This window comes from Halomicrococcus gelatinilyticus, assembly GCA_024227995.1.
GTDB classification, from domain to species: Archaea; Halobacteriota; Halobacteria; order Halobacteriales; family Haladaptataceae; genus Halomicrococcus; species Halomicrococcus gelatinilyticus.
Genome location: CP100465.1, coordinates 1,986,274 through 2,011,468 on the forward strand (window position 1 = coordinate 1,986,274; position 25,195 = coordinate 2,011,468).

Sequence of the window (25,195 nt, forward strand, 5' to 3'; positions counted from 1 at the left end):
CGCTTAACCCCGGTCGCGCCGACGCCCCGCTATGAACCGAATCGACGTCCTCGACGTCCTCGACGCCGACGCGCCCGTCGTCGGCATGGTCCACCTGCCCGCGCTGCCGGGCGCGCCCGACTCCGACGGCGACCTCGAAGCGGTCGTCGAACGCGCGCTGGCGGACGCCCGGGCGCTCGAAGCCGGCGGCGTCGACTCCGTGCTAGTCGAGAACTTCGGCGACGCACCCTTCTACCCCGACGCGGTGCCGAACCACGTCGTCGCCTCGATGACCCGCGTCGCGACCGCGGTACGCGACGCCGTCGACGTGCCGCTCGGGGTGAACGTCCTCCGGAACGACGCCGACGCCGCTCTCGCGGTCGCCGCCGCGGTCGACGCGGCGTTCGTCCGCGTGAACGTCCACACGGGCGCGCGGGTGACCGACCAGGGCGTCGTCGAGGGGCGCGCCCACGAGACGCTGCGTCGCCGCGCCGAACTCGACGCCGACGTCGCCATCCTCGCCGACGTAACCGTGAAACACTCCGCGCCGCTCGCCGACCGGCCGCTCGACGAGGTGGTCGCGGAGACGCTCGACCGCGGCCGCGCGGATGGCCTCGTGATCAGCGGCCCCGGTACGGGTCGAGCGGTGGACGCCGACCGCCTCGCGGCCGTCGTCGATCGCCGCGACGACCTCGGCGCGGATGCGCCGGTGTTCGTCGGCAGCGGCACGACGCCGGAGAACGCGGCGGACCTGCTCGCGGTGGCCGACGGCGCCATCGTCGGCAGCGCGTTCGAGGAGGGCGGCGAGGCCGGCAACCCCGTCGACCGAGAGCGCGTCGCGGCCCTCGTCGACGCGGTGTGAGCGGCTACGGCCGGCGGAACTCGTAGTCGAAGTCGTCGCCACGGACGACGATAGCGCCGCCGTCGTGGTCGAAGAGCAGGACGTCTGCGACCGCCTCGAAGTCGTGCAGCGGCATGCCCGCGCTCACCTCGCCGTCGCGGCCGACCGAGAACGACGCGCTGTCCATCTCTGCGACGATGCGCTCCCCGGCGGCGTCGACGCGGCCGGTGTCGGCGAACCGCCGGAGGCGCTCCTCGACGGCGTCGAAGTCGTCTGTCGTCACGCGGTCGTAACGGGCGTCCTCGGGGTCGGTGGGCATGGAACGTTCCCCCACTGCGCGCGGCAAAACCGTGCTGGCCGTCGATACCGTCTACCTGTCGCCGGCGACCCACTTGTCGGAGTAGGCCGTGCCGCAGTCGCAGTAGGCGTAGGCGTGGATGACGTCACCCTCGCCGTACAGGCCGCCGACCTCCTCGTTCTGCTCCTCGGCGAACGCGAAGACGAACTCGGGGTCGTGGTCGGCGTCCTCGCCGCTCTCCGCGTCCCCGCTCGCCGCCGGGCACTCGCCGCCAGCGAGGTCCGCGTCGATGCGCCCCTCGGTGCCCATCGCCCGCTTGGCGAACCCCATCGCCTCCATCCCGGTCGCGGTCTGGAAGACGCTGCGGCCCGTGTCGCCGGGGACGACCAGCAGGGTGCCGCCCGGCACCGACTCGCCGTGCTCCGCCAGCGAGTCGCCGGAGACGAAGGAGTCCGCGAGGAAGAGCGCGACGTGGTCGGGGCGGTCGCCGGCCAGGAAGGCGTCGCGGTCGGTCATCGGTCCTCGACCTGCTCGGCGATGTTCGCGAGGCCCTCGTCGGGGCCCTCAGTGGCGTCGTAGACGGTGCGCTTGCCAGGTTCGCGGAGGCCGTACCGGAACCCCTCCGAGACGACGTCCAGCAGGACCGACTGGTCGAACTCGCGGTTGCTCGCCTCGAACCACTCGGCGAGGCGGTTCTCGCCGTCGCCAGGGTTGCGGGCGAGGGTGGGCGTGTCGTAGGCGCCGCGGACGAGGCGGCCGTCGCCGGTCAGCGGTCGCTCGATGCGCGCGCGGTACTCGGTGTCGTCGATGACGAGACGGACGAGTTCGTCCGCCGGGAACGCGTCGGCGTCGTCCGCGGGGATCTCGACGCACGGGCGGTCGGTGGCGCCGCTCCGGGTAATCGTCGCCCGGACGGTGTCGACTGTCTCGCTAGAAACCCGCTGGGTCATGTTGCCGAGAATGGGGCGCGGATGTTTGAGTCCTTTGCTAGAGGCGAAGGACCATCTCCAGTTCGAAGCTCTCCGAACTGGCGGTCTCGAACCCGACGTCCTCGTAGAGGCTGACCGCCGCGCGGTTCCACCGCTCGACGGTGAGCCAGACCTTCTCGACGCCGTTGTCCTTCCCGTGGCCGAGCAGCGCGCGGATGAGCTTCGAGCCGATGCCCGCGCGCTGGTACGTCTGGTGGACGAAGATGGCGAGCTCCCAGGCCTCGTCGCCGTCCGGGACGAGCGTGGCGTGGCCCGCCACCTCGTCGTCGTGCCACGCGACGACGTTCAGCCCCTCGACGAGCGTGTCCACCCAGTCGCGGACGCGCGACTCCATGGCCGGTGGGATGCCCTGCGCGCGGTCGGCGGGGTCGAAGTCGACGTACATCTCGACCAGCGCTTCCTCGTCGCCCTCCTCGTACGCCCGCACCTCGACGTCGCGTCCCTCGCGGTCGGTGAACGAGAGCGGCGGCTCCGGGAACGGGCCCGCCCGCTTGTCCGGGAAGCTCCGGTCCTTGGCGTTCATGATTCTCGGACGAGTTTCACCGTGACGTGGGAGTTCAACAGGACGAACTCCGCGATGTGACCCAGCTTTATCTTGCCCATCGGGCTCCGCTGTCCCCCGCCGAGGACGATCTGGTCGAACCCCTCCCGCTCGGCCACGTCGAGTAGCTCGCTCCCCGGGTCGCCGGACAGCGTCCGCACGTCGACGGCGAGCTCGACGTCGGCGAGCGCCTCGTCGATCCGCTCGCGTATCTCGTCCGGCGTCCGCTCGCTCTCGGGATTCTCGACGATGCCGATGGTGAGGTCGTCGCCGGCCGCCGTCGCCCGTTCGAGCGTCTGTTCGAGCGCCGTGAACGAGTCGTCGCTTCCGCCGATTCCCAGCAGCACTTTCATACCACCCACTTCCGGACCGGACGTCAAAACAGTTCGCCCCTCGCGCCGGTCTCGTTTCACTGTCCGGCACCCGTGACGTCACCGGTCGGGTCGCGTACGGGCCGCCGCTGTCACCGTGTTCCGGACGCGCCTGCGCCCGTCACACCGACGACACTCTTTTCCACCCCCGTTCGTAAGGTCGGGTATGCCAGACGATTCCCCGCTCCCGGCGGAGACGGACGAGGACGCCGACGACCGGCCGGCGTCGTCCGCCGACCGGCGGACCGCCGCGGACGACGCTGCAGACGTGGACGCCGCGGACGACGCGAGTGCAGACCCCGCAGACGATGCCGCCGACGCGGACGACGGCACGGGCCCCGGCGTCGCGGACTCCGCGGTCGACGCTTCTCCGGACGGCGACGGTGCGACGGATGCTGGTCCCGCTGCCGACGCTCCCGGAGCGGACGACGCGACGCCGGACCTGCCGCCGGACGTCCAGAAGTACGAGCGGTTCAAGAAGATGGACGGCGCGCAGTACGACCGCGTCAACGAGTTCCTCCGCGAGCGCACGTACATCACCGCCCGCGAGTGGGCCATCGCGCGACTCTGCGCCGACTTCCGGACGGAGACCGGCGTCGAGATGACGAAGATCGGGGAGAACCTGCCCCACCTCATCCCGTTCATGACCGACACCTACACCCCGCAGGCGGTCAACCAGGCCCGGTCGAGCTTCGAGGAGAAGGTCCACAAGGCCGGCGCGACGTTCCTCTACGGCGCGATGTGTAACTTCTTCACCGCCGAGGAACTGGACGACCTGATGTACGAGGTGACGGAGGTGGCGAAGTTCCTGCTGGAGGTCGAGGGCGTCGACCTCTCGGTCGAGGAGGAACTGGCCGCCGAGGACCGCATCTCCGACGTCATGCGCGAGGTGCGCGAGTCGAGCGAGCAACTCCGCCACGACGAGGTGGAGTGCCCCAACTGCGGTCACGAGATCCGCTCCGACGCGGAGTGAACCTCGTCCCTACTCCGCGTCCGTCGTCCCGGAATCCGTCGACTCGCCGTCGTCGCCCTCCCCGGACGGTTCCGGCGGCTGGAACGCGCTCCCGTCGTCGTGGGTGAACCGGATGCGGTCCTCGCTCAGCGTCCGGACGAACGTGTACATCGTCCCCGTCTCGGCCGCGACGTCGAGCATCTCCTGTGCCCCCTGCACGTCGTAGTACGCGGGGTAGAGCACGGCCGTCTCGGCGTCGTGGTCCTCCATGGCGACGACGAGGTAGACCATCCCCTCCGCCCGCGCGCTGAACGCCTCGAAGGAGTCGAACCCGACGCCGTCGTCGAGCAACTCCTCCAGGTCCTCGAACTCGTTGTCGGGGAGGAGCACGTCGAGGCCGTACTCGGCCACCTCGCCGTCGTCGTCGGTGTGGACGACCGGCGTCACGTCGCCGGGGTGGCACATGAACGCGTACCAGCCCTGGTCGGCGTACTGGTTCGCCGTCACCTCCATGTCCTCGACGACCTCTTCCCAGAACTCCATCGCCCGACTGTTCGCCGTCAGGTTCGCCGCGTCGCGGTCCATACTCTCACACCGCGTCCTTTTCGGCCAAAAGCGTTGTGTCATCGACACGCACGCTGACCGCTCCGCAGTCGGGGGATCGGCGGCACCGTCTCCCGGTCCGGAGCGCCGTCGTCGCCGGTTCCGGAACCCACGACTTGATAACCGTTGACAGTAAATTCAGCGGTGATGGCAACCGAAGCCGCAGACGCGGACGTGGACGCGTACGAGCAGTTCCTCCAGAAGGTGCAGCGAATCCACAACGTCAAGCACGCGGGCATGATCCTCTCGTGGGACCAGCAGGTCACGATGCCGGAGGGCGGCACGCCTGCTCGCTCCCAGCAGAGCTCCACGCTCTCTGCGATCAGCCACGAACTGCTGACCGACGACGAGATGGGCGAGTTGCTCGACGAACTCGAGGACCGCGACCTCGACGACGAGCAACAGGCCGTCGTCCGCGAGGTTCGCCGCGAGTACGAGCGCGCAGCGCGCGTGCCGAACGAACTGGTCGAGGAGCTCACCCAGACCACCTCCGAGGCGCTGCCCAAGTGGGAGCAGGCCAAGGAGGAGGACGACTTCTCCATCTTCGCGCCGACGCTCGAGAAACTGGTCGAACTGCGCCGGGAGTACGCCGAGCACATCGACCCCGACCGCGACCCATACGAGGTGCTGTTCGAGGAGTACGAGCCCTACCTGGGCATCGACACCGCCGAGGAGACGCTCGAACGCCTCCGCGACGAACTCGTCCCGCTCGTCGACGACATCCGCGACAGCGACGTCGAACTCGCCACGCCGTTCGACGGGACCTACGACGCTGACACCCAGGAGGACCTGGCCCGCGACACGCTCGACGCGCTCGGGTACGACTGGGACCGCGGCCGCCTCGACACCGCCGCCCACCCCTTCTCCAGCGGCAACCAGTTCGACGCGCGCGTCACCACGCGCTTCGACGAGTCCGACCCCCTCGGCGCACTGACGAGCACCGTCCACGAGTTCGGCCACGCCACCTACACCCAGGGCCTTCCTGACGAGGAGTACGGGACGCCGCTGGGCGAGTCGCGCGACCTCACCGTCCACGAGTCCCAGTCGCGGCTCTGGGAGAACCACGTCGGCCGCTCGCGCGCGTTCTGGGAGCGGTTCCTCCCCGAACTCGCCGAGCGGTTCCCCGAGGCCGACGACGTCACCGTCGACGAGATGTACGAGGCGCTCAACCGCGTGTTCGAGGACAACCTCATCCGCGTCGAGGCGGACGAGCTGACCTACCACATGCACATCGTCGTGCGGTTCGAGATCGAGAAACAGCTCATCCGCGGCGAGATCGAGGTCGAGGACGTCCCCGAACTGTGGAACGACAAGTACGAGGAGTACCTCGGCATCCGCCCCGACACCGACGCCGAGGGCTGCCTGCAGGACATCCACTGGAGCCACGGCAACTTCGGCTACTTCCCGACCTACTCGCTCGGCAGCGTCCTCGCCGCCCAGCTCTACGCCGCCGCCGAGGAGGAGATCGACGACCTGGAAGGGAAGATTCGCGAGGGCGACTTCGAACCGCTGCACGAGTGGCTGACCGAGAACGTCCACCAGCACGGCGCCCGGTACACCACCGACGACCTCATCGAGGAGGCCACCGGCGAGTCGTTCACCGCCGACTACTTCCTCGACTACGTCGAGTCGAAGTTCGCCGACCTGTACGACCTCGACCGGTAATCGCTGATATCCCGTTCTACCGTTTCTCCACGCGCTCGCTCGCGTCGCCCAGCAGGCTGTCGAGTATCTCCGGCGTCGTCGGGTGGTAGGCGCGGTCCGGCACGTCGCGGACGTCCATCCCTGTCTCGACGACGACCTGCATCGTCTTCGCCATCACGTCGGCGTGGTAGTGCAGCCCCTGGTAGCCGAGCACGGTGCCGTCGGCGGCGTCGACGACCAGTTTCGCCAGCCCCTCGGCGGCCTGCTTGGTCCTGAACACGCCGTCGTCGCTGGCGTGGCGGGTGACCGCCACCACGTCGCGGCCGATTGCCTCGGCCGCCGTCTCCGAGAGGCCGACCCGGGCGAAGGGGTAGACGCCAGCGCCGGCGAACATCACGTGGTGGTGGACGTTCTCGTACGGTTCGAGCGACTCCCCGCGGGCGTGCGCGAGGATGTTGTCGGCAGCCGTGTGCCCCTGCTCTTTGGCGACGTGGAGGATGGGCTCGCGGCCGTTGGCGTCGCCGACGACGAACGTCCGGGGGTCGTCGCGGGCCTGCATGGTGTCCGCGACCCATCCGGGTCCGGGTTCGAGCGCAGTGTGTTGCAGGCCGAGGCCGTCGAGGTTGGGTCGCCGCCCGGTGAACAGGAACAGGTCGTCGGCCTCGATTGCGCGCTCCTCGCCACCCAGTTCGACGTGGAGGCGGACGCCGCCGTCGTCGGTGGGTTCGACGCGCTTCTCGTACGTCTCGGTCAGGACGTCGACGCCGAACTGGTCGCGGTAGATGTCGAGCAGTTCGTCGCCGAAGGCGTCGTCGGCCTCGTCGAGCGGCCGTGCGTCGTGCTCGATGGCGGTGACGTCCATCTCGGCCGCCTCGCTCAGGTATGGGACGAGTTCCAGGCCGACGAAGCCGAGGCCCATCACGACGCCGGAGTCGGGGAACTCGGTCGCGTCGAGGACGTCGGCGCTGGTCATGAAGTCGACGTCGTCGAGGCCCGGGAGGTCGGGGACGTTCACGACCGACCCCGTCGCGACCACGACGTAGTCGGCGTCTATCTCGCGGTCGCCGACCGCCACGGTGTGGTCGTCGACGAACCGTGCGGTGTCGTGGACGAAGGTGACGCCGTCGCGCTCGGCCAGGTCGTGGACGCCGGCCCGGCGGTGCTCCGCGAAGTCGAGCACGTGCTCGTCCTTGACGTCGACGACCTTCTGGAGGTCGACGGCGGGCGTCGCCTCGACCCGGGGGTCGTGGCGTGCCCGGTAGTGGTTGGCCGCGGCGGACAGCACCTCCTTCGAGGGCATACAGCCCCGGAGGATGCAGAGCCCGCCGCCGGGGTCGCCGTCGTCGATCAGCGTCAGTTCCACGTCGGGGTCGTCGACCAGTCGCCGCGCCACGGCGACGCCCGCGCTTCCGTACGCACCGATGATGACGACGTGCGTGCTCATGGTGGCGAAGAGGCCAGCCGCGCATTTAGGGGTTTGTCAGTCGGCGGGAACGGCCCCCTGTCGTCGATACCGGCGGACTCGTCCCCGTTCGACGGTCGCATCGGACTGGCGGCCGGCTACCCGGCGCGCTATCGCGATATCTCGCGGGCGTCGGCGTCGACGACCGCCTCGACCTCCTCGCGCGTGACGACCGCCACGTCGCCCGGAATCGTCCGCTTGAGCGCGGCGGTCGCGGTGCCGTACTCGAGCGCGGTCGGCACGTCGTCGCCCGCGATGCGACGTGCCAGGAACGCGCCGACGAAGGCGTCGCCCGTTCCGATGGGGTCGACCGTCTCCGTCTCGACGGCCGGGCACTCGTGGACCGCGTCGTCGTGGAGTGCCAGTGCGCCGGCGTCGCCGCGCGTCACGACGACCGTCTCGAACCCGTGGTCGTCGGCGAGGCCGCGCGCGATCTCGGCGGCCGACCCCTCGCGCGCCAGCACGTCGCGGGCGTCGCGCTCGGCCGTCACCAGCACGTCGACGGCGGAAAAGAGGTCGGTCAGCGTCGCCCGGGCCGACGCCGGCGACCAGAGCTTCCCCCGGTAGTTCACGTCGAAGGTGGTGGTCGTCCCCGCCGCCTGCGCCGTCTCGAGCACGTCGGCGACGGTCGATTCGAGCGTGTCCGAGAGCGCCGGCGTGATGCCGCTCGTGTGGAACGCGGCCGCGTCCCGGACGGCGTCGAGCGGCAGGTCGTCCGGGCGGGTCGTCGTGACCGCGGCGTCCGAGCGGTCGTAGACGACGTTCGTCCCTCGCGGGGCCGCCCCGTGTTCGAGGTAGTAGGTCCCCTGGCGACCCTCGTCGCTCCACGCGACCGCCGTCTCCAGGCCGTGGGACCGCAGTTCCGTCGCGACGCGACGCCCGAGCGGGGAGTCAGGTAGCTTCGAGGCCCAGACGGCGTCCGCACCGAGTCGCTCGGCCGCGATGGCGACGTTGCTCTCCGCGCCCGCCGCCCGGAGTTCGAGCGTCGCCGTGGTCTCGAGGCGCTCGTGGTCCGGCGGCGAGAGGCGCAGCATCGTCTCGCCGAAGGTGACGAGGTCGGTCATGTGCGCGAGGATGGCAGCGACGCCCATAGTTCGTCCGGTCGTCGACCGGGCACCGCCAACCGGGCGTCGTCGTCCGTCGGTCCGATCTACGCCTCGACTGTCGTTCCACCGTCGGTGGAACGTTCTCTCCCCGTCAAGTATATCATACTTTGATGACAAACACTCTCGGGAGCCCCTGCCGACCGAGCATGAACGAACCTCCACAACCGGACCCAGACGGCCAGTCGTTCGACGAAGCGCTCTCGGCGAGCGTCTACGACGTGTTCCCGGACGTCCTCTACGCGTTCGACCTGGACTGGCAACTTCGCCGCTGGAACGACAGCCTCCTCGAACGCACCGGGTACACGTCCGACGAGATCGCCGACATGAGCCCGCTGGAGTTCGTCCCCGAGGACGAGCGCGACCGCATGCGCGCCATCGTCGAAGACGTGCTGACGAACGAGGAGACGCGGCGGGCCGAGTCGGAACTGCTCACCCGGGACGGCGAGCGCATCCCCTTCGAGTTCAACGGGTCGCCGATGACGGACCCGTCCGGCGACGTCGTCGGCCTGGCCGGCGTCGGCCGCGACATCTCCGCGCGCAAGCAGCGCGAGCAGGAACTCCGGCAGTACGAGACGCTGTTCGAGACCATCGACGACGGCGTGTTCGTCCTCGACGAGGAGATGCGGTTCGTCGACGTGAACCAGGCGTTCGCCTCGATGGCGGGGTACGACCGCGAGGAACTGTTCGGGGAGGACGTCTCGACGGTCAGTCGCGACGTCGACCTCGATGCGGCGGTGCGACTGTCGGAGGAGATACGCGACAGCGACCGTGACGTGGCGTCGCTCGAAAGCCGCCTCGTCACCGCGGACGGTGACTTCGTCCCCCTGGAGACGCACTTCTCGCTCCTCCCGAGCGACGCGGAGTTCGAGGGGACCGTCGGCGTCAGCCGCGACGTGAGCGAACGGAAGGCCCGCGAGCGCGAACTCCGGCAGCGCCGCGACCAGCTGGAGACGCTGAACCGCATCAACGTCGTCATCCGCGAACTCGTCCGGTCGCTCGCGACGACGGCTTCCCGCGAGGAGATCGAGGAGACCGTCTGCACCCACCTGGCCGACTCCGATCTCTACCAGTTCGCGTGGATCGGCGAGCGCACGCTCGACGCAGACGTCTCGGTCCGCGCCGAAGCGGGCGCGGACGTCGGAACGCGCGGGATAATCGGGGACGCTGCCGACCGCGAGGGGTGGGAGCGTCCGGCCAGCGTCGCGCTGCGGACCGGCGAGATACAGGCCGTCAACGACGCTACCGTCGACACCGAGATGTCCACGACCGTCGAGAAGTTCACCCGCGACCTGCCGGTCCAGTCCGGCATCGCGGTCCCGCTCTCCTTCGGGGAGACGACCTTCGGCGTCCTCGTCGTCTACGCGACGCGGACGGACGCCTTCGGCGAGCGCGAGCGGGCCGGGTTCGCGGCGCTGGGCGACCTCGTCGCGTTCGCCATCAACGCCGTCGAGAGTCGACGACTGCTGTTCGCCGACACCGTCGTCGAACTGGAGTTCCGGCTGGCGGACCCTGGGGCGCTGTTCGTCGGCCTGTCCGACGACCTCGACTGCGAGTGTCGACTCCGGGACGCGATCCCCGCCGAGGACGAGACCATGCTCTGTTACGTCGAGGTGACCGGCTCGTCGCCCGAAACCGTCCTCGACGCGATCGACGACGCCGAGGCGGCCGACGGCGCGCGCATCGTCGAAAGCGGCGACGACGTGGCGCTGATCGAGTTCCGGATAACCGGCGCCTCGCCCATCGTCACGCTGGCCGGACACGGCGCGTCCATCACGCGCGCGGTCGCCGACGTCGGCGAGGCGCACGTCGTGGCCGAACTCGCCCCGGACGCAGACGTCCGCTCCATCGTCCAGTCGCTACAGTCGACGTTCCCCGCCATGGAACTGGTCGGAAAACGCGACGTCGAACGCCCCGCTGGTACGGTTCAGGAGTTCCGGACGGCGCTCGACGACGCCCTGACGGACCGCCAACTGGTCACGCTGCGAGCGGCGTACCGTGCAGGCTACTTCGACTGGCCGCGCGCCAGCACCGCCGAGGAGGTGGCCGAGGGGCTCGACATCTCGTCGGCCACGCTCCACCAGCACCTGCGGAAGGCACAGAAGAAGGTACTCGAAGCGTTCTTCGCGGGCTAGCTACCAGGGCGCGAAGTCCGGGTCGACCTGCCGCTGTTCGCGGTCGATGCTCTCTATCTTCGCGACGTCCTCGTCGTCCAGTTCGAGGTCCAGCGCGTCGAAGTTGTCCTCGATGTGGGCGTCGCTGCTCGCCTTCGGGATGGCGACGACGTTCTCCTTGCCCATCAGCCATGCCAGGCTGACCTGCGCCTCGCTGACGCCGTGCTTCTCCGCGATCTCGGTCAGTTCGTCGACCTCGAACACCTTCCCGCGCGCCAGCGGGGAGTACGCCACGAGCGTGAGGTCGTGCTCCTGGGCGTAGTCGACGAGTTCGTCCTGCTGGAGCAGCGGGTGCATCTCCACCTGGTTGGCGAACAGGGGTGCGTCGAGCAGTTCCCGTGCCGCGTCGAGGTGGCGCGGTTCGAAGTTGCTCACGCCGACGCGCGCTATCTTGCCGGCGTCGTACAGTTCGTCGAACGCGGGGAGGGTCTCCTCGGCGTCGTACTCGCCCGCCGGCCAGTGGACGTACAGCAGGTCCACCGCGTCGACGCCGAGTTTGTCCAGGCTCTCGTCCGTGCTCGCCAGGACGTCGTCGTGCGCGAGGTTGCTGATCCAGACCTTCGTCGCGAGGAAGACCTCCTCGCGGTCGACGTTCGCGGCGGCGATGCCCTCGCCGACGTACTCCTCGTTGTCGTAGGCCTGGGCCGTGTCGACGTTCCGGTATCCGAGGTCGAGCGCGTGCGCGACGCTCTCCGCACAGGTCTCGGCGTCGGTGTTCTGCCACGTTCCCAGTCCGAGCTTCGGCATCTCTCGTCGTTCCAGCGTTCCAGACATCGGTGTCGCCGACTTGGCACAGCGCCCGGAAAGCGGTTACGGCGTCGGAAAGCGGCGTCCGTCTGCCGTCCTGTGTCTTCCGTCGCCGAACGGCGCGAACGGGGAACGTTCTCCGTCGCGGTCCGTCCCGGACGGGAGCGTCCGCCTACTCGCGGACGTTCTCGCCGGCCGCCGCGCCGAACGCGCCGTCGGCCGGTCCGACCCCGTCCGGCGTCAGCGACGCTTCGGGGTCCTCGTAGACGACGTGCCCGCGCACCATCGTCAGCTCCGGGAAGACCCCGGTCATGCCCTCGAACGGCGTCCATCCGCACTTCGAGTGGAGGTCGTCGCCACGGATCTCGCGGGTCGCGTCGGGGTCGACGAGCACGAGGTCGGCCATCCGACCCTCCTCGATGCGTCCCTTCCGGGGCAGGCCGAACACCTCCGACGGATTGCGAGCCGTGAGGTCGGCGACCCGCTCGTAGCTCAGGGTGCCCTGCCGGGCCTGCTCCAGCAGGAGCGGCAGCATCGTCTCGACGCCGGGGACGCCGCTGGGCGCGTCCCAGATGCTCGCGTCCTTCTCCTCGCGGGTATGGGGCGCGTGGTCGGTCGCGACCACGTCGACCGTCCCGTCCGCGACTCGCTCGAACAGCGCCTCGCGGCGGTCCTCGCTCCGCAGCGGCGGGTTCATCCGGCCGAACGTCCCGAGGTCGTCCAGGTCGTCGCGCGAGAGGAACACGTGGTGGGGCGTCACCTCGCAGGTCGCGCCCGCGTCCGACGCCGCGTCCACGGCCTCCGGCGTGCTCGTGTGGGCGACGTGGACGCGCGCGCCCACCTCCTCGGCGAGTTCGAGCGCCCGCTCGACGGCCGCGATCTCCGCCTCGGCCGTCCGGTAGGCGCTCCAGGCGTCGGCGTCGTCCCGCTCGCGGGCCGCCTCGTCGAACAGGTCTGCGTCCTCGGCGTGGACCGTGACCACCCGGTAGGCGTCGCTCGCGCGCTCCAGCGCCTCGCGGAACAGGTCCTCGTCGATGCCCATGTCGCCCGTCGAATCGGCGAGGAACACCTCGCCGAGCGCGAGCAGCGGGCGCTCGAACAGTTCGTCCGGGTCCCAGTCGGCCGTGACGCCGCCGTTGATGCCGTAGTCGACGTGCGACGCGGTCGCCAGTTCGGCCTTCTCGTCGAAGGCCGGGCCGTCGACCGTCGGCGGGTCCGTGTTCGGCTGGTCGACGACCGTCGTGACGCCGCCGGCGGCCGCGCTGCGACTCCCCGTCTCCCACGTCTCCTTGTGCGGGAAGCCGGGCTGGCGGAAGTGGACGTGGGCGTCGATGCCGCCCGGAAGGAGCCGTCTCCCCGAGGCGTCGATTACCTGGCCGGACTCGGTGAGCGACGAACCGACGGCGGCGATGCGGCCGGCGTCCGTGTCGATTCGAACGTCGCGCTGGCTGCCGTCGGCGAGCGTCGCGTCCCGGATGGTGAGCATACCGGCCGTTGTCCGGTCAGTCGGTATAAACTTTCGCGTCGAGCCGCCGACGCTTCTCCGTCACTCCTCGGCCGCTTCCACGTCCGGTTCCGTCCCCGGCTGCGGCGAGGCGGACCCGGCCCGGTCGACGGTCTCGACCGACGGGTCCGCGTCGCCGACGAGCAACTCCTCGACGAGCGCGACGACGCGGTCCGGGTCCGCCTCGCCGCCCGCCCGCTCGATGCTGCCGACCGAGTCGGGGTCGAACGGGACGTCGAGCGCGGCGTAGATCGGGTCCAGCGCGCCCGCGATCTCGTCGTGGTCGGCGACGAGGACGACGCCGGAGACCAGCGCCGCACCGCTGCGGACCCGCTGGGCGACGCCCGCGATCTTCCCCTCCCACTGGAGGGAGTAGTCGCCGGGACAGAACGACCGCGGCGGTTCGCCGTGCTGGGCGGGGACGTCCAGCCGCCAGAGCGCACGCTGGACCGCCTGGGTCGTCTCGGCGTACCGCCGTTCCATCCCCGTCCGGATGTCGTCGAGGGGGACGGTCCGCGCGAACGCGACGGTCGTCCCGGTGTACGCGACCGCCCGTCCGCCGACGCTCCGCTCGACCGGTTCGAACCCACAGGCCCGGGCGACCGACTTCGCCACCTCGAAGTCGTCGGTCCGCGCGTCGCGTCGCCCGAACGCGACCTGGCGGTGGGGCGTCCACACGCGGACCGCGGGCTCGCCGGTCTCCGCGGTGTCCGCGAGCATCGCCGCGGTCACCGCCCGGTCCTCGTCCCGCGTCCCTGCCCGGCCACGGAGCACGCGCATACGCACCCATTGTGACCCAACGTATGTAAACGCTGGCCGTTCCAACCGGGGGTATGGTCACCCTCTCCGACGGGGCGCTCGCCCACTTCCCGCGCTTCTCGCTGTACAACTCGCCGTACGTCGCCCACGACGAGGGCTGCGCTATCGACCTCTACCCCGGTGCGTCGGACCCGACGACGGACAGCAGGGCGGCGTCGGCGGACGACCTGGCGGCGTCGACGGACACCTCGGGGGGTCGACCTCGCGCGACGCGCGCGCCCTCGCCCGTCGCGGGCGAAGTAGTCGAGACGCGCACCGTCGACGCGCCACCGAAGCCGTACGCGGTCGAACACGACCACCTCGTCGTGGTCGACACGGGCGAGCACCTCGCGCGGATGCTGCACGTCGACCCCGCGGTCGAACCGGGCGACGAGGTGGCCGTCGGCGACTCGCTGGGTGAGCTCGTGCGCTCTGGGTTCTTCGCGCCCTGGGTCGGCAACCACGTCCACCTCGGCTTCCGGGAGCGAGACGCCGACCCCCTGCGCGCCTCGGGGTCGCTGCCGGTTGACGTCGACGTCTCTCTCGACCCCGTCCAGTGGGACGGGACGGGGCGGGTCGTCCGACGCGGCGGGACCTACGTGGTACTGGACGCGCCCGAGCACCCCGCACCGGGCGAGCGGTTCGCGGGCATCGCCGCCGGCGACGGGACGGTGCTCGACGGGGGCTTCCCGCACTACGCCGGCGGAGGAGCGTTGCCTGCCGACGGGACGTGGGTCGGCGACCCGGACGGCGGCGGTGCGTCGGCGAGCGGGGCAGTGGGGACCGGGACGCACGAGTCCCCGGTCTCGCTCGCCGGTCGGCGCGTCGGCGTGGCGAACGGTCGGACGGTCTCGTGGGACGACGTCGAGGTGTGCGCCAACGGGACGCCCATCACGGGCGTCTCGCTGTTCCTCTCCCGGGACGAGTTCGGCGCGAAACTCGTCTGTCCCGACCACGACTTCGCGGTGGGCGAACGCGTCGAGGTGACGGTCGTCTGACCGGGTCGCGTTCGGTCGTCGTCAGTGGATGGTTCGGTTCACCTCGCCGGTTCTGGTCCCGGCATCACTGATAAACGTTCGTCGCCCGGTCGGTCACGCTCAAACCTATCGGTGGAGAAATTATTTTGCGACGGGGAGCGAACGCCCGCCTATGCGTTCCCGCTCCCGAATCGGCACGGTCGTCGGTCTCGCGATGTTCGTCGTCGCCGTCGTCGGCTACGTGGTCTACGGCTGGCGGTTCGGCGACGGCGTGAGCAGTCCGGTCGCGATGGCGCTGGCGCTCGTGGCCGTCGCCGTCGCCGTCGCGCTGAACGTCCGGAAGGCGCTGTAGTCCGTCAGTCGAAGGCCACGTCGTCGAGGAAGACGCGCTCCCCGAACAGCCAGTCGGCGTGCTCGGTGGCGTACTCGTGGTGCTCCTCCTCGAGGTAGCCGATGGCGTCCTCGACGAGCACCGGTCTGTAGTCGCGGAGCCCGGCGCTACCGGCGGTGTGGAGGACGCAGACGTTCGCCAGCGTCCCGCAGATGAGCAGGTCGTCGATGCCGTGTGCGTCGAGGTGGCCTTCGAGGTCCGTCCGGTAGAAGGCGTCGTAGGTGTGTTTGTCGACGACGTGGGCGTCCCCGACCGGCAGCTCGTCGACGATCTCGGTCTCCCACGACCCCTCGACGACGTGTTCGCCCCAGCGCTCGAACTCGTCGTAGTAGTGGTTGCCCTCGAACTGCTCCGGCGGGTGGACGTCGCGGGTGAACACGACCGACGCTCCGGCGTCGCGGGCGCGCTCGACCAGCGATCCGACGGGGTCGATGACGGCCTCGCTCTCCGGCGCGTGGAGGCTCCCGTCCGGGTGGCAGAACCCGTTCTGCATGTCCACGACGACGACCGCAGTGGAATCGGGGTCGAAGGTCATGCGTGACTGTATGGACTGTCGACACGAAACGCTTTCGCAACCCCGGGAGCGGTCGCCTTTCACGAGATTTTTTCACTGAGTAGTCCTACGTGTTGGCACACGAATGCGAACCGTCACCGCCATCGCGGTCGCCGCCATGCTCGTCCTCGCGGGCTGCTCGCAGGCCCCCGGTACCTCCCCGACCGGTCCGGACGCGTTGGAACAGTCGCCCGCCGGGCAAGACGGCTCGGCAGCTACCACTCCGTCCGACCCCACGTCCGACAGGCTCGGCTGGGAGAACGGCGTCTGGTACAACGAGACGGTGTCGGTCACCCGAGCCGACGGCCTGAACGAGACCGAACTGGACGCGGTCGTCAACCGGTCGATGGCGCGCGTCGAGCGGATCCGCAAGCTGGAGTTCGAAGAGACGGTCCCGGTCAAGGTGATCTCGCGCTCCGAGTTCAAGGAACAGCAGCAGAACAGGACGACGCCGGCGAAGCGGCGCCTGTTCGACAACGTCAAGTACGAAGCCCTGATGATGATCGGCGAACCGGACGACTCCATCGACGTCCAGACCCAGAACGCCGGGGCGTCGGTCGGTGGGTACTACAGCCCGAAGAAGGAGGCCATCGTCATCGTCTCGAACAACGAGACGGCGCCGAAGATGAACGAGGTGACGCTGGCCCAGGAGCTGTTCCACGCGCTCCAGGACCAGAAGTTCAACCTCTCGTCGTTCGACCAGTCGACGCGCGAGAAGCACAACGCCGTCGACGGCCTCATCGAGGGCGACGGCAACTACGTCGACTACCTCTACGAGCAGCGCTGCAAGGACGAGTGGGAGGGGACCTGCCTGATGCCGAACGCCGACGGCGCCGGGAGCGGTGGTGGCGGCGGCCTCGCGAACATGGGCCCGTACCTGCTGAAGTTCCAGCCCTACAGCGACGGCCCGCCGTTCGTGAAGGGGATCCGCGAGCAGGGTGGCTGGGAGGCCGTCAACGACCTGTACGAGAACCCGCCCGCGAGCACCGAGCAGGTCATCCACCCGGAGAAGTTCCGTAAGGACGAACCCACCTCGTTCACCATCGACGACAACACGAGCGACGGCTGGACGCGCCTGAAGCCGCCGGGGCGACCGAACTACGGCGAGGTCGGCGAGGCGGGCATGCTCTCGATGTTCATGTTCCCGGGCTACGAGAGCAGTCGCGAGGTCCAGATCGTCCCGCTCGACAGGTTCCTCAACACGAAGGACGGCAATATCCAGACGCTCGACCCGCTCAACTACGTGAGCGAACCGAGCGCCGGCTGGGACGGCGACCGCATCGCCGTCTACACCAACCCCGGGACCCCGCGCGGGGAGACGGGGTACGTGTTCGAGACGCGGTGGGACTCCCCGCAGGACGCGACGGAGTTCGCCGACGCGTACCGGCGACTGCTGCAGTACCGGAACGCGGAGCAGGTCGACGGTCGCGCGAACACGTGGCGGATCCCGGAGAGCTCCGACTTCGACGACGCCTTCCACGTCGAACGGCGCGGGGACACCGTCGTCGTCGTCAACGCGCCGACCGTCGAGGACCTCTCGGACGTCCACGCCGGGGCCGCGCCGAAGCAGTAGACGGGACGGCGACCAGTCGGGCCGGACGCCACCGCCCGGACGCTGCTGCACTCCCCGCGCGAATCCGGACCCTTTTTCTCGCCTCCGTCGCATACCCCGGGGCATGACCGACGAAGCGGGCGGCGGGCGGTTCGACGTCGTTCCCGACGAGGCGATCCGCGACGGCAGCGCGACCGACGCGTACTTCCTGCGGACCGAGACGACGCTCGACGCGGTGGGGGCGAACCCGCGCGTCGTGGCCGAGGTGACCGCCGACCAGTTCCCGACCGGCGAGTTCGAACTGCTGGCGGGCGTGAAGGACGCGGCCCACCTGCTCGAGGGGCTCCCGGTCGACGTCGACGCCATGCGGGAGGGGCGACTGTTCGACGGCGGCCCCGTCCTCACCATCGAGGGCCGCTACCGCGACTTCGCGCGCTACGAGACGTCGCTGCTGGGGTTCCTCTCGCACGCCTCCGGCGTCGCGACGAACGCGCTGGCGGCGCGGCGGGCCGCCCCCGACTCGACGGTGCTGAGCTTCGGCGCGCGACACGTCCACCCCTCGATCGCCGCGATGGTGGAGCGTTCGGCCCTGCTCGCGGGACTGGACGGCTTCTCGCACGTCGCCGCCGGCGAGGTGCTGGGTCGCGAGCCCGGCGGGACGATGCCGCACGCGCTCGTCATCTGCCTCGGCGACCAGGAGCGGGCGTGGCGGGCGTTCGACGACGCCGTGCCAGCGGACGTCCCTCGCGTCGCGCTCTGTGACACCTACTCCGACGAGAAAGACGAGGTGCTGCGGGCCGTCGAGACGCTCGGCGACGACCTCGACAGCGTCCGCATCGACACGACCGGGTCGCGCCGCGGCGACTTCCGACACATCCTCCGCGAGCTGCGGTGGGAGCTCGACGCACGGGGCCACGAGGACGTCGGCGTGTTCGCCAGCGGCGGCCTCGGCCCGGCGGACCTCCGGGAGCTACGGGACGTCGCGGACGGCTTCGGCGTCGGCAGCTACGTCAGCAACGCCGAACCGGTCGACTTCGCGCTCGACATCGTCACCGTCGACGGCGAGCCGTCGGCCAAGCGCGGCAAGCTCTCGGGGAAGAAACAGGCGTATCGGACGGGGGATGGCGGCCATCACGTCGGCCTCGCGCGCCACGACGGTCCAGCTGACGGCGAACCGCTCCTCGAACCGCTGCTGCGCGACGGCGAGATAGTGCGCGAGTTCGACCTCGACGCCGCGTCGGCACGCGCTACCGCCGACGCTACTGCGGTCGGATTTCGGGACTGAAGGCGACGCGTCGGTTATATCCGCTCGATGCTGCCTTCCGGTTCGCGTTCGCGGAAGACCGGCCCCTCGACGAGCAGGACGGTGACGTCGTCGTCCTCCCACGCGCCGCGCGGGAGGTCGGCCTTCCGGCAGGTGCGGTCGAGGTACTCGAACTCGTTCCAGTCGTTCTCGACCGGGAGCGTCGGGAACATCGACGCGCTGGTGCCGCGTCCTTCGACGGCGACCCCGTGCGTGCCGAGTTCGATGTCCTCCGCCGGGTTCTCCGTCTCGACGGTGTTCTCGACGACGAAGACGGAGATCTGGAGGTTCGAGAGCTCCGGCGGTTCGACCTCCGACCCGCAGGAGTCGTCGCTCGCCGCGGAGATGGCGGAGTCGACGATGACGTGTCCGAGCTGTTCGCTCGTGTCGTGTGCACCGGCGCACCCGCGCAGGCTCTGGCGCCCCCGCGTCGACACGAGTCGGACGAACACCCCGGTTCGTGCGTAGAACGCTTCACGCATGCTTCCGGGCTGTTCACGTTGTCCGTTTATCACGTAAGAATCGACCGCCTCCCGTGCCAGCTCGACCGCGCGCGTGCCATCCTCGTAGGTGAGGGTCACTGCCTGTGCCTCAGACATACGTAGTGTCTTATGCACAGGTCCATCTTCAACGCTTCCCTTCAAACTGGGCGATTTTAAGGCGATATTACCGGTTCGTAGGCAGAAATTTCCACCTCGGCCGACGTAACGAACCGGGGTCGTCGTTCCGCTCGCGCGGCGGTAATCACCCCTTACCGGCGGTATGCCGTGGTTGAACGTCCCACGGTAGGCAGTTCGGAGGGCGCGTCTCCCAGGGGGTCGACGCTCCAGCGGCCCACCGGACGTCGCTCGCGCGCGGTCGCCCGTGCCTCGACGGAGGTTCGCCGTGACGGCGACACCGGTCGGCGCTCCGCGGCGCGACCGCTGCGGTTCGCCGTCGGACGTCGAAGAACGGGCGGTCGACGGTGTGCAACGACCGTCCCGGGAGACAGATTGCACCGTCCAGGGTGAACGCGATCGGTGGAATCGGGGGTGCCGACCGTCGCTGGTCGACGGAGAGGTCGTGCGGCCCCGGACCGGCGGGGCGCGCGGTGACGAAGCAGTCCGCAGTCCTCAGGGCGTCTCGTTCGTCTCGATGCTGATGTCCGCCTTCGGGTGGGCGGTGCAGGTCAGGACGTACCCCTTCTCGACCTCGTCGTCGCTGAGCGTCTCGTTGGTGCTGTGGACGACGTCCTCGGGGTCGCCCTCGACGATCTTCCCACCGCAGGAGAGACACTGGCCCTGCCGGCAGGAGTACGGCAGGTCCCAGCCCTCGTCCTCGCCCGCGTCGAGCAGGGTCTCGTTGTTGGCGACCTCGATGGTCGCGCCCTCGTTGACGTACTCGACGTCGTAGTACTCGATCTCGTCCTCGGGGATGGCGTCGGGGTCGAAGCCTTCCTCTTCCTCCTCGCCCTCCTCGCCTTCGAGTTCGCCCTCGGTACCGGCGCCGACGGCGACAGCGCCACCGCCGCCGCCGATGGAACGGTTCATCGGTTCGGGGAAGTCGGTCTCGGGAACGGTTTCGGCCCGCCGTTCGAGCACCTCCTGGGAGATGTCGTCCGCGGGTCGCCACTCCGTCCCCTTCGTGAAGTGAAGGGCCACCGCGACGAGCGCGAGCAACAGTCCGAGTCCCAGTCCCAGTGTGTTCACCATATGTCGGGGCCTACGGAATGGTGGTTTAACTGCATTGTGATTGAAGCGAGCGGATTCCCCCGCCGACTCCCGGTCGGTCCCGGTTCGCGCGCCGCGTCCGCGCCGCCGTGCCGGTGGACCGCCCGCGACGCCAGACGCTCCGGAGCGACGACCGGACGCTCCGGGACCGCCGGCGAGGCCGGGCCGTCACGGGGCCTCGACGCGTTCCTTCAGCGCCTCGAGGCTCCGCCCCTCCGCGATGAGCGTGTCCACCTCGCCGTCCTCGTCGCGGACCGGGCGGATGAGGACGTCGAGCAGCACGCGACCCTCGTTGCCGCTCCCGTCGTCCTCGACGACGTTCCGGGCGTGGAACCGGACGAAATCGCCGTCGGCAGCCGCGTCGATCCACGAGCGCAGGTCCTCGCGGACGTCGTCGGGCCACCACGGCGTGCGCCAGAACTTCTCGTCCTCGACGTCGTCGGCGTCGGCGTCGACGGCGTCCAGGGCGGTCTGGTTCACCCGCGTGACCGTGCCGTCGGTCTCGAGGAGCCCGATGAAGGAGTTGGGGTCGTGGAAGACGGCGTCGAAGCGGTACCGGCTTTCGCGGAGGGCGCGCTCGGTGCGGTGCTTCTCGACGGCGTTCTCGACGGTGTTCGCCAGCACGGCGAACTGGTCCGTCCCGACCTCCTTCTGGAGGTAGTCGGTCACGCCCGCCGATATCGCCTCGCTGGCGATCTCCTCGCTCCCCTTGCCGGTGAAGAGGACGAACGGCAGGTCCGGCGCTCGCTCGCGGACCGCGGCGAGCAGTTCCAGGCCGTTCATCCCCGGCATGTCGTAGTCGCTGACGACGCAGTCGTACGGTTCCGCGTCGAACCGTTCGATGCCGTCTGCTGGGTCGGTCTCCACGTCGGCAACGAGGGCCGTCCCCTCCCGCTCCAGGAAGACGCTCGCCATCTCCGCCAGGTCGGGTTCGTCGTCGACCACCAGCACGCGAACGTCCTCGGCCATGGCCAGTTCTACTCGCCTCGGAACATAAATTTGGTGCACTAATCATATCAAGATTGATGGGTTTGCGGTGTGACGACCCAGGAATCGGGGAAGGCCGGAAGTTATAACCTCGGAGCACGACGATTCCACCAGTGATGGCGCTCCTCGAACTCAACCTCGAAAAACCCGCCCTCGTCGAGGAGCGGGTGACCGAGACAGGTACGTCCCGCTCGACCGGCCCGTCCGGGACGGACGACGGCGGACGCGGTCCCGGCCTCCTGGCGGTCGGCGTTCTCGCGGCGGTCCTCGTCGTCGCGCTCGCCGTCCGGCGACTCCGCTCCTCGTCCGACGAACAGTCGACCGATACCGCCGCCGACGAGACGAGTCGACTGCCGCTCGTCGGTAGCAGCGTCGCTCGCGTCGCCGGCCTCCTCGGCGTCGTCGTCGGCGTCGTCGCGTTCGCGCGGCGACTGCGGACGAACTCCTGACGAACGAACTCCCGACCGCTTCCACTTTTCTCCCGGCCGACGCCCCGACGAGCGACTGCGCGATGAGCGACTCAGTCGTCGCCGCGTCGCAGGTGGGCCCAGGTGCCGAGCCCCACGCTCGCCAGTCCGGCGAGCACGCCGACTCCCGCCTGTCCGGCCGACAGCACGGCGTCGTTCTCTTCCGCCCCGTCGTCCTGGTCCGGCGTCGACTGCCGCGGCGCCGTCGGTTCGCTGGCGTTCCCGCTTCCGTTGCCGACGAGGGCGGGCGGACTCGACTGCTCGCCGGGGCGGTTCGGGAACGTGTACAGCGCCCCACGCCCGTCGTCGCCGCGTCCCATGCTACTCGCGACGAAGAACCGCCCGTTCACGCGCCTGGCGGTCCAGAACGACGTCTCCTGTGGCTTGCGCCACCACGCGAGCTGCCGGGGGTTGGAGGGGTCGCTCACGTCGTGGATCTTGACCCCGCCCTGGTACCACGAGGTGAACAGGCGGTCGCCGACGAGGTCGAAGTTGTGGGCGGTGGTCCAGACGCCGCTCGACGACGACCCCCCGCCGCTGCAGTCGTGACAGCCGCGGTGGGCGACGCCGCCGGCGACTCCCGCCGCGCCGACGCCGACCGCCAGGTCGAGGCTCCCGACGTCGGCGGCGACGCCCGCGCCGAGACCGCCGAGGCCGTAGGACGGGTTCGGGGTCGCCGGCGGTGCGATGGTCGACAGATTCCGCGGTTCGGTCGGCGTCGAGACGTCCCAGAGTTCGACACCGGCGGGCCCACCGCTGCCGTCGTCGGGGTTGGCGTCCCACGCCTCCTTGCCCACCCCGAGCAGGGTGGCGTCGTCGTTGGTCATCACGTAGTGGTGGTTGCCCGGTCGCCCGACGACGGCCTCGTTGGTCTGCCCGGACGGTATCTTCGCGAGTTCGTCGAGGGGTCGCCCGCCGAGGTGGGCGACGTAACTCGGATCGGCGGGGTCGCTCACGTCGACCACCCACGTCCCGGCGTCCCACTGGGCGAGGTAGGCGACGCCGTCCTGCACCCAGAGGTCGTGCAGCGTCCGCACCCAGGCGTCGACCTCCGACCACGCCCGGTCGTGGTCGAGCATCGACCAGCGCCCCACCTCCCGGAGGTCGTCGCCGGTGACGTCGACCATCACCAGCGGGTTCGCGTCGCCGTCGTTGCCCGTCAGGTAGGCGACCCCGTCCTTCAGGTCGACGTTGTGGATGGGGACGTCCATCTCGTGGATCCCGGTCCGTTGCGGGTCGGCCGGGTCGCTCACGTCGTACAGCAGGAGTGCGTGGACGCCCTTGCTGTCGATGGGGTTGGCCGGCCCGGCGACGACCAGGCGGTCGCTCTCGACCTTCGCGTCCCAGATCTGTGTGAGCGGGCCGTGCTCGCGGTCGGCGAGCAGACCGCGCCGCTCGGCGAGGACTGCGGGACTCGCGGGGTCGCTCACGTCCACCGTGGCGAACCCGTCGGTCGCGGCGACGTAGGCCGTCGTCCCGTCCGGCCCGACCACCGCTTCCTTCGCGTTCTCGATGTCGACGCTCCCGAGCGGTCCGTACCCTTCGCGCGCGACGCCCCGGGACGCGGCCGTCGCGCTCACACCCCCGACGGCGGCGATGCGGAGGAAGTCTCGCCGACGCATGGCAGCGTGGACGGGCGCCAGCGAGATAAGTTCGGGGGCGCTGCGGGCGCGAGTAGCCAGCGTTTTAGGCCCCGCCGACGACCCCCGGACGTGACATCCTCGCCCGCCCTAAAGGGCGGGGCTTCCTACAAGGGAAGCCTCGCGTCGAGGGAGGTTTCAGGACTGAAACGCCGCAAGCGTCGTCTGTCCAGGTTTCGGACTCGGCGTGCGGTGTCCTGCGGTGCTGTCACAAGCACTCCCGTCCCGAGGCGAGTCATCGCCCGTCGGTTTCAGCGACAGGCTCTCTCCCCACGGGTTGAGGCGGCCAGCGATGTTGCCCGCCGCGTTGATGTCTGCTTGATACTCCGTCACCCAACACTCATCGTTCGTGCATCGGAACTGTGCCTGCGAACTCCGAGAACCAGGGTGTCCGCAGGCGTGACACGTCTGACTCGTGTACGCCGGATTCACGAACCGCACCGGGATTCCCGCTTCGAGGGCTTTGTCCTCGATGCGCCCGGTGAGTCGTGCAAACGCCCAGTTGTGAAGACTGCGGTTCATCCACTTGCCGTAGTCGAGATGTTCGCGGATGTACGACAGGTCTTCGAGAACGATAACGGGTTTCTCGAACTGTTGGGCGTACTCGACGGCTTCCCGAGACGCCTTCTCTACGATGTCCGTGAGAGCGTTCTGATGGTGGTCGAATCGCTCGTCAATCCGCCACTCGGCGGCGTCACGCTCTTGGAGACGGCGGAGCGTCGTGAACATCTCCTTGCGGAGGTGTCGCGCTCGCCCGCCGTCGAACAGCATTGGGTTGGTCGGAGTATTATCCTGACAGGCACAGCCCGTCAGGAGTTTGGATTCCCCGATGTCGAATCCGACCGGCGTCGGGTCGTCCGGCTCCTCTGGTTCCGCGACCTCGTACTCGACGGTGACGTGAAGCACCCACGTCGTTCTGTGTTCTTGCAGTCGGAACTCTCCGACCGTCACGTCGCCGTCGAGCAGGTCCGTCCACAACTCTCGTTGAGCGGGGTTGATGCAGAGCGGTATCCAGAAGGCGTTGCCACGTCCGGCCTGCGGAACGCGCCAACAGAACTCGTGCGTTCGTTCCTCGGAGTGGTCGAGACGCCACCCACGGTTCGTGAATCGAACCGGATGGTCATCGTCGAGTTCCGAAGCGTTGTACGTGTCGCGGAGTTGCGGGACGTAGTTCTTGAGCGCGTCCTTCGCGTAGGACGTGAGGGTGTAGCCGGTGACGACATCGTTGACCGCCGACTGCGTGTCCGCACCGCGCTCGAACGATTCGGCGAGGGCACGGCGGTAGGCCGCCATGGTACGCTGAAGCCGATGCTCTTTGTGCGCCGTCGGTGGCGCGAGCGTGGCTTCAAGCGTTTTGGTGGCGGTGGCAGTCATCCGACAGTACAGTTAACACGACCAAAGCACATAAACTGCACGGATACGATAAAGATGTATGAGCAAATCAATACGGTTCGAAGTGGAGGACGAACAGTACGAATGGCTAAGCGACCTCAAAGACAAGCGCGGTTACACGTGGAAGGGCCTCATGTTAGAGGGCGCGAAGGCACTCGACACCGACGGAACGCAGTAGTTGGACAGACGGCCAAGTGGCGCATTCCTCCTCGCCGCAA

Annotated in this window: 27 protein-coding genes; 10 read left to right on the top strand and 17 right to left on the bottom strand. The window is 69.4% G+C overall.

Annotation, left to right across the window (positions count from 1 at the left end; genetic code table 11):
* Positions 1-31: 31 nt before the first annotated feature.
* Entirely contained in the window at positions 32-841 is an 810-nt protein-coding gene (locus NKT36_RS10430) for a BtpA/SgcQ family protein (protein ID WP_327050984.1), read from the top strand.
* 4 nt (positions 842-845) lie between these two features.
* On the opposite strand, the gene NKT36_RS10435 is transcribed toward NKT36_RS10430, so the two are convergent.
* The 5 genes from NKT36_RS10435 to NKT36_RS10455 are packed head-to-tail and all read right to left on the bottom strand — an operon-like array spanning position 846 to position 3,001.
* Positions 846-1,139 carry a hypothetical protein gene (locus tag NKT36_RS10435; protein ID WP_327050985.1) on the bottom strand — a complete coding sequence of 98 codons (294 nt, stop codon included), beginning with the start codon at positions 1,137-1,139 and terminating at the stop codon, positions 846-848.
* A gap of 51 nt (positions 1,140-1,190) precedes the next feature.
* Complete coding sequence (locus tag NKT36_RS10440; RefSeq protein ID WP_327050986.1) at positions 1,191-1,634, bottom strand: DUF5807 family protein; 444 nt, start codon at positions 1,632-1,634, stop codon at positions 1,191-1,193.
* Complete coding sequence (locus NKT36_RS10445) at positions 1,631-2,068, bottom strand: DUF7112 family protein (RefSeq protein WP_327050987.1); 438 nt, start codon at positions 2,066-2,068, stop codon at positions 1,631-1,633. Before NKT36_RS10445 ends, NKT36_RS10440 begins: the two co-directional genes overlap by 4 nt.
* A gap of 37 nt (positions 2,069-2,105) precedes the next feature.
* Positions 2,106-2,630 carry a GNAT family N-acetyltransferase gene (locus NKT36_RS10450; protein ID WP_327050988.1) on the bottom strand — a complete coding sequence of 175 codons (525 nt, stop codon included), beginning with the start codon at positions 2,628-2,630 and terminating at the stop codon, positions 2,106-2,108.
* The gene (locus NKT36_RS10455) at positions 2,627-3,001 is read right to left on the bottom strand and encodes a universal stress protein (RefSeq protein ID WP_327050989.1); all 375 of its coding nucleotides are present in this window, start codon (positions 2,999-3,001) and stop codon (positions 2,627-2,629) included. The genes NKT36_RS10450 and NKT36_RS10455 overlap by 4 nt, the downstream gene beginning before the upstream one ends.
* A gap of 184 nt (positions 3,002-3,185) precedes the next feature.
* Between NKT36_RS10455 and NKT36_RS10460 the strand changes: the two genes are divergently transcribed.
* A complete protein-coding gene (locus NKT36_RS10460; protein ID WP_327050990.1) occupies positions 3,186-3,992 on the top strand; it encodes a DUF5806 family protein in 807 nt (268 codons plus the stop codon).
* A 9-nt stretch (positions 3,993-4,001) separates the two neighbouring features.
* On the opposite strand, the gene NKT36_RS10465 is transcribed toward NKT36_RS10460, so the two are convergent.
* The gene (locus tag NKT36_RS10465; protein ID WP_327050991.1) at positions 4,002-4,556 is read right to left on the bottom strand and encodes a DUF7529 family protein; all 555 of its coding nucleotides are present in this window, start codon (positions 4,554-4,556) and stop codon (positions 4,002-4,004) included.
* Between the two features lie 165 nt (positions 4,557-4,721).
* Between NKT36_RS10465 and NKT36_RS10470 the strand changes: the two genes are divergently transcribed.
* Entirely contained in the window at positions 4,722-6,239 is a 1,518-nt protein-coding gene (locus tag NKT36_RS10470; protein WP_327050992.1) for a carboxypeptidase M32, read from the top strand.
* 16 nt (positions 6,240-6,255) lie between these two features.
* Here the strand turns inward: NKT36_RS10470 and NKT36_RS10475 are convergent, their stop codons facing one another.
* Positions 6,256-7,662, bottom strand: coding sequence for a dihydrolipoyl dehydrogenase family protein (locus tag NKT36_RS10475; RefSeq protein WP_327050993.1), 1,407 nt, complete (start codon positions 7,660-7,662; stop codon positions 6,256-6,258).
* A 128-nt stretch (positions 7,663-7,790) separates the two neighbouring features.
* Positions 7,791-8,744 (bottom strand): bifunctional 2-dehydro-3-deoxygluconokinase/2-dehydro-3-deoxygalactonokinase, encoded by a 954-nt coding sequence (gene kdgK1 / locus NKT36_RS10480; protein ID WP_327053385.1) that lies wholly within the window; start codon positions 8,742-8,744, stop codon positions 7,791-7,793.
* Positions 8,745-8,896: 152 nt separating this feature from the next.
* Between kdgK1 and NKT36_RS10485 the strand changes: the two genes are divergently transcribed.
* Entirely contained in the window at positions 8,897-10,918 is a 2,022-nt protein-coding gene (locus tag NKT36_RS10485) for a bacterio-opsin activator domain-containing protein (protein ID WP_327050994.1), read from the top strand.
* Here the strand turns inward: NKT36_RS10485 and NKT36_RS10490 are convergent, their stop codons facing one another.
* From NKT36_RS10490 to NKT36_RS10500, 3 genes are all read right to left on the bottom strand, one after another.
* A complete protein-coding gene (locus NKT36_RS10490; protein WP_327053386.1) occupies positions 10,919-11,704 on the bottom strand; it encodes an aldo/keto reductase in 786 nt (261 codons plus the stop codon).
* 172 nt (positions 11,705-11,876) lie between these two features.
* Positions 11,877-13,190, bottom strand: coding sequence for a dihydroorotase (locus tag NKT36_RS10495; RefSeq protein WP_327050995.1), 1,314 nt, complete (start codon positions 13,188-13,190; stop codon positions 11,877-11,879).
* A gap of 60 nt (positions 13,191-13,250) precedes the next feature.
* The gene (locus NKT36_RS10500; protein WP_327050996.1) at positions 13,251-13,988 is read right to left on the bottom strand and encodes a lipoate--protein ligase family protein; all 738 of its coding nucleotides are present in this window, start codon (positions 13,986-13,988) and stop codon (positions 13,251-13,253) included.
* 53 nt (positions 13,989-14,041) lie between these two features.
* Here NKT36_RS10500 and NKT36_RS10505 point away from each other — a divergent pair, with 53 nt between their 5' ends.
* Complete coding sequence (locus tag NKT36_RS10505) at positions 14,042-15,004, top strand: hypothetical protein (protein WP_327050997.1); 963 nt, start codon at positions 14,042-14,044, stop codon at positions 15,002-15,004.
* Between the two features lie 151 nt (positions 15,005-15,155).
* Positions 15,156-15,335 (top strand): hypothetical protein, encoded by a 180-nt coding sequence (locus tag NKT36_RS10510; RefSeq protein WP_327050998.1) that lies wholly within the window; start codon positions 15,156-15,158, stop codon positions 15,333-15,335.
* A gap of 4 nt (positions 15,336-15,339) precedes the next feature.
* On the opposite strand, the gene NKT36_RS10515 is transcribed toward NKT36_RS10510, so the two are convergent.
* Entirely contained in the window at positions 15,340-15,909 is a 570-nt protein-coding gene (locus tag NKT36_RS10515; protein ID WP_327050999.1) for a cysteine hydrolase family protein, read from the bottom strand.
* A gap of 103 nt (positions 15,910-16,012) precedes the next feature.
* Here NKT36_RS10515 and NKT36_RS10520 point away from each other — a divergent pair, with 103 nt between their 5' ends.
* Together NKT36_RS10520 and NKT36_RS10525 are read left to right on the top strand one after the other, a co-directional pair.
* On the top strand, positions 16,013-17,500 hold the full coding sequence (locus NKT36_RS10520) for an Hvo_1808 family surface protein (RefSeq protein WP_327051000.1): 1,488 nt from the start codon (positions 16,013-16,015) through the stop codon (positions 17,498-17,500).
* A gap of 103 nt (positions 17,501-17,603) precedes the next feature.
* Positions 17,604-18,764: a nicotinate phosphoribosyltransferase gene (locus NKT36_RS10525; RefSeq protein ID WP_327051001.1), complete on the top strand. Its 1,161-nt coding sequence runs from the start codon at positions 17,604-17,606 to the stop codon at positions 18,762-18,764.
* Between the two features lie 14 nt (positions 18,765-18,778).
* Here NKT36_RS10525 and NKT36_RS10530 read toward each other — a convergent pair whose 3' ends face one another.
* The 3 genes from NKT36_RS10530 to NKT36_RS10540 all read right to left on the bottom strand — a co-directional run bounded on the left by NKT36_RS10530 (position 18,779) and on the right by NKT36_RS10540 (position 21,460).
* On the bottom strand, positions 18,779-19,381 hold the full coding sequence (locus tag NKT36_RS10530) for a TIGR00296 family protein (protein WP_327051002.1): 603 nt from the start codon (positions 19,379-19,381) through the stop codon (positions 18,779-18,781).
* Between the two features lie 513 nt (positions 19,382-19,894).
* Positions 19,895-20,473 (bottom strand): 2Fe-2S iron-sulfur cluster-binding protein, encoded by a 579-nt coding sequence (locus NKT36_RS10535; RefSeq protein ID WP_327051003.1) that lies wholly within the window; start codon positions 20,471-20,473, stop codon positions 19,895-19,897.
* A gap of 186 nt (positions 20,474-20,659) precedes the next feature.
* Complete coding sequence (locus NKT36_RS10540; RefSeq protein ID WP_327051004.1) at positions 20,660-21,460, bottom strand: response regulator; 801 nt, start codon at positions 21,458-21,460, stop codon at positions 20,660-20,662.
* Positions 21,461-21,594: 134 nt separating this feature from the next.
* Between NKT36_RS10540 and NKT36_RS10545 the strand changes: the two genes are divergently transcribed.
* Positions 21,595-21,927: a hypothetical protein gene (locus tag NKT36_RS10545; RefSeq protein ID WP_327051005.1), complete on the top strand. Its 333-nt coding sequence runs from the start codon at positions 21,595-21,597 to the stop codon at positions 21,925-21,927.
* A 71-nt stretch (positions 21,928-21,998) separates the two neighbouring features.
* Here the strand turns inward: NKT36_RS10545 and NKT36_RS10550 are convergent, their stop codons facing one another.
* On the bottom strand, positions 21,999-23,567 hold the full coding sequence (locus NKT36_RS10550; RefSeq protein ID WP_327051006.1) for an LVIVD repeat-containing protein: 1,569 nt from the start codon (positions 23,565-23,567) through the stop codon (positions 21,999-22,001).
* 156 nt (positions 23,568-23,723) lie between these two features.
* Positions 23,724-24,959 (bottom strand): transposase, encoded by a 1,236-nt coding sequence (locus NKT36_RS10555; RefSeq protein ID WP_327051007.1) that lies wholly within the window; start codon positions 24,957-24,959, stop codon positions 23,724-23,726.
* Between the two features lie 58 nt (positions 24,960-25,017).
* Here NKT36_RS10555 and NKT36_RS10560 point away from each other — a divergent pair, with 58 nt between their 5' ends.
* Positions 25,018-25,155 carry a hypothetical protein gene (locus tag NKT36_RS10560; protein WP_327051008.1) on the top strand — a complete coding sequence of 46 codons (138 nt, stop codon included), beginning with the start codon at positions 25,018-25,020 and terminating at the stop codon, positions 25,153-25,155.
* The last annotated feature ends 40 nt before the right edge of the window (positions 25,156-25,195 follow it).